The 3,095-nt window shown below is 56.7% G+C and carries 3 protein-coding genes; all 3 read right to left on the bottom strand.

The window, feature by feature from the left end; translation table 11 throughout:
* Nucleotides 1-1,688, bottom strand: a 1,688-nt coding sequence (locus AN233_RS05935) for a cytochrome c oxidase subunit I (protein WP_394326199.1), incomplete at its 3' end; no start/stop codon positions are given.
* Nucleotides 1,685-2,476, bottom strand: a complete 792-nt coding sequence (coxB, locus tag AN233_RS05930) for a cytochrome c oxidase subunit II (RefSeq protein ID WP_058365907.1) — start codon at nt 2,474-2,476, stop codon at nt 1,685-1,687. The genes coxB and AN233_RS05935, both read right to left, overlap by 4 nt.
* 417 nt (nt 2,477-2,893) lie before the next feature.
* On the bottom strand, nt 2,894-3,095 hold a 202-nt coding region (locus AN233_RS17675; RefSeq protein WP_218055059.1), incomplete at its 5' end, for a hypothetical protein.

Here is a 3,095-nt window from a genome sequence, read left to right as displayed (position 1 = left end):
CTCGGGTGCTTGTCCCAGTACGGGTACTCCTTGATGTGCTCGGAGTGGGTGTCACCACCGTCAGTCGCCCCGTTCCCGTTGGCGTCGGTCTTCACTGCCGGACCTCTGTCGGGCACATAATCCTTCACGAATTCGAGCTTGCCGGACGCGTAGGACGGCCGGTTTGGCCAGTTCTGGAGCGGCGGCGGTGAAGAGATGGCCCACTCGGCAGTCCGCGAGTAGTCCCACGGGTTGTCGCCGGCGGGCTCGCCGGAAACGTACGACTTCGCGAAGTTGTAGAACATGATGAAGAAGGAGAATCCGAGTACGAATGCACCGATCGTCCCGAACTGGTGATAGATCTGGAGTTCGGGGTTGTACTCGAAGACACGGCGCGGCGTCTCCCAGCCGAGGAACATCGAGAAGTAGACGGCGTTAAACCCGATGAAGAACAGCACGAAATGGATCTTCCCGAGGAGTTCATCGTACATCTTCCCGGTTATTTTCGGGAACCAGTAGTACGCAGCGCCGATCAGGGCTGTCGCCCCCCCGAACATCACGTAGTGGAAGTGCGCGACCACCCAGTAGGTGCCACGGAACTCGTAGTCGAGGACGATGGCGCCGAGGAACACTCCGGTGATGCCGCCGAGGATGAACAATAGTAGCGCCCCGAACGCGAAGAGGAACGGTGTCGTGAACTGTATTCGTCCCTTGATGAGCGTGTAGATCAGCGAGAACACGATCAGGTCGAAGGGTAAGGAGATCCCGATAGTGGTCGCCATCATCAGCGTCTTGATCTCCAGGTTGATCGTCGTCAGGAACATGTGATGCATCCATACGAGGAACGACTGGACGGAGACAAGACAGATGGCGATGATCACCCACTTCCGTCCGACGAGCCGGCGCCCTGAGAACGTCTGGAACAGCTCCAACATCGCACCGAGAGCCGGGAAGAAGACGATGTACACCTCCGGATGGCCGAAGAACCAGAACAGGTGGCCCCATAGCAGGGACCCGCCCTCTGTTGCGGAGAAGTACACCGACCCAAGCACGCGGTCGGACGCGAGGATGAGTCCCGCAGCGAGCAATGCAGCGAACGCGAACAGCATCATCCACACGGTCGCGAGGATGGTCCAGGTAAACATCGGCATATCCATGATCCCCATTCCTTCGGCACGCGAGTGATGAATAGACACGAGGAAATTCACCGACGAGGCGGTGACTCCGATGGTGAACATCGCGAGTGCCAGTATCGCTCCCGTTGAGCCGATACTCGGTGTGTACGCGGGTATGTTGAGCGGAGCGTATATCGTCCAGCCAGCGCTCAGCGTGCCGCCCTGGAAGAAGCTGATTGACAACAGTACGCCGGAGAACAGGTACATCCAATAGGAGAGCGCGTTAAGCCGTGGGAACGCAAGGTCGTCGGCACCGATCTGGAGCGGCACGAAGTAGTTTGCAAAGCCGAAGGCAAACGGGGAGAGGAACCAGAACACCATTATCAGTCCGTGGGCCGTGACGGCCTCGTTGTACGCGAGCCCAGACAGGATCTGATTCATCGGGTCCCAGAGCTGGACACGGATCAGCAGCGCAAGGACACCGCCGAACAGTAGGAAGAACAGGGCAGTAATCGTGTATAGGATGCCGATGTCCTTGTGGTTGGTCGTGACGAGCCATCGTTTGACGGAAGTCGTTGGCGGGAGTTCGCTCATGCGGGGGCACCTCGAATGACTGCGTTGTCAACGCTGGAGGCATTTCCGGCGCCAGCGCTGTCGACACTAGAAGTGTTTTCACCTTGGGTTCCAGCATACCATTCTTCCCACTCGTCTTGCGGGAGCACCGTGATTTGACCAGTCATCGCAGAGTGGCCCGCGCCGCAGAGTTCGAAGCACTCGACTCGGTAAGTTGCTTCGCCACCCTGTGCTTCAACGTCCTCGGAACTCACGGAGAACCAGGTACTACTGTACTCTCCGGGGATGGCGTCGGATTTTATCCGTAACTCCGACGAGCCGAAGTTGTGCCACACGTCGCGTGAAGTCACGTTGAGGTCGATCCGCTGATCGGCCGGAACGATCATCTCGCCCCTCGTGGAGTAACCGTTCGGATAGATGTACTCCCAACCGAACTGGTACCCCTCGACGGTGATTTCGATATTCCCCGCGTCGCTCGTGTCTGGACCCTCTTCGACGTAGAGGAGGAGTCCGTACGCGTACACGACAAGGCTGATGACGACGATCGCGCTCAATCCGAACGACAGGAAGAGCTTCTTCGCTTTCGGACCGCCCTGTCCGGTCGGGAGTTCACCGACGATCGGCGCGTCAAAGTCCTCCTTCGGTTCACTGCCGTCGTCGCGATATTTGAACACGTTCCACAGCGTGTACGCGACGACGATTGTGCCGACGAGCGTACCGAGCGCGAGGAAGACGAAGAAGATCTCGTCGAAGACCTCCGCCTGCGCGCGCCAGTCGCTCCCCTGTTGCAGGATAATTGGATCTATCATGTTTGCCTTTCGACTCTTGCGCGCCCCTTCACGAGGGTACACTTATTATTTTGTATCGTCCGGCTAGAATGGCCGCACCGAACTCTCGGACGAGACGTTACGGCGACGCCGACAGAGCAAGATTGTAACAGACGATTTGCGCAATCAGACACGCATCCGAAACCGAGACAGATACCCTTCCGTCGCGCGTTCGATATGACTGTATTCCAGCTCATGAACGACGTTCCAACTGTATCAACGACCACCATTTCGACGCGGTCGCCATCGACGAGAGCCTCCACGTGTCTCCTTCTCTCCCCCTCGGTTTTGCGCTCGTGGGATCTTCTGCAGTTGAGACTAATTCACTCGCTACATATGGACCAGAAATGGCCAGTGACTGTCTCACGTTGTCACAAAATTGTCTATTGTATTCCCAATCTATCTCTTTAGTGTCATTACAATAAGCAACATCCTTAGGATGGCTCCCGACACAGACGCAACAGAATGGATTTCGTCGAGAAGTACCAGAGTGTATTCGTTATCGCTCATGTGTAGCAGATTGTTGATTTCAGAGAGTCGCTTTAACAGCGTGTTTGAGTGCTTCTCGACCGGGTTTTCTGAAGAGTTCGCTGCGTAGCTG

This window comes from Haloparvum sedimenti (assembly GCF_001462205.1).
GTDB lineage: Archaea > Halobacteriota > Halobacteria > Halobacteriales > Haloferacaceae > Haloparvum > Haloparvum sedimenti.
This window is presented reverse-complemented; position numbering and strand designations above follow the sequence as displayed.

Coding starts and splice junctions, on each gene's coding strand:
- coxB (WP_058365907.1), bottom strand. CDS start 2,476: ATGATAGATCCAATTATCCTGCAACAGGGGAGCGACTGGCGCGCGCAG.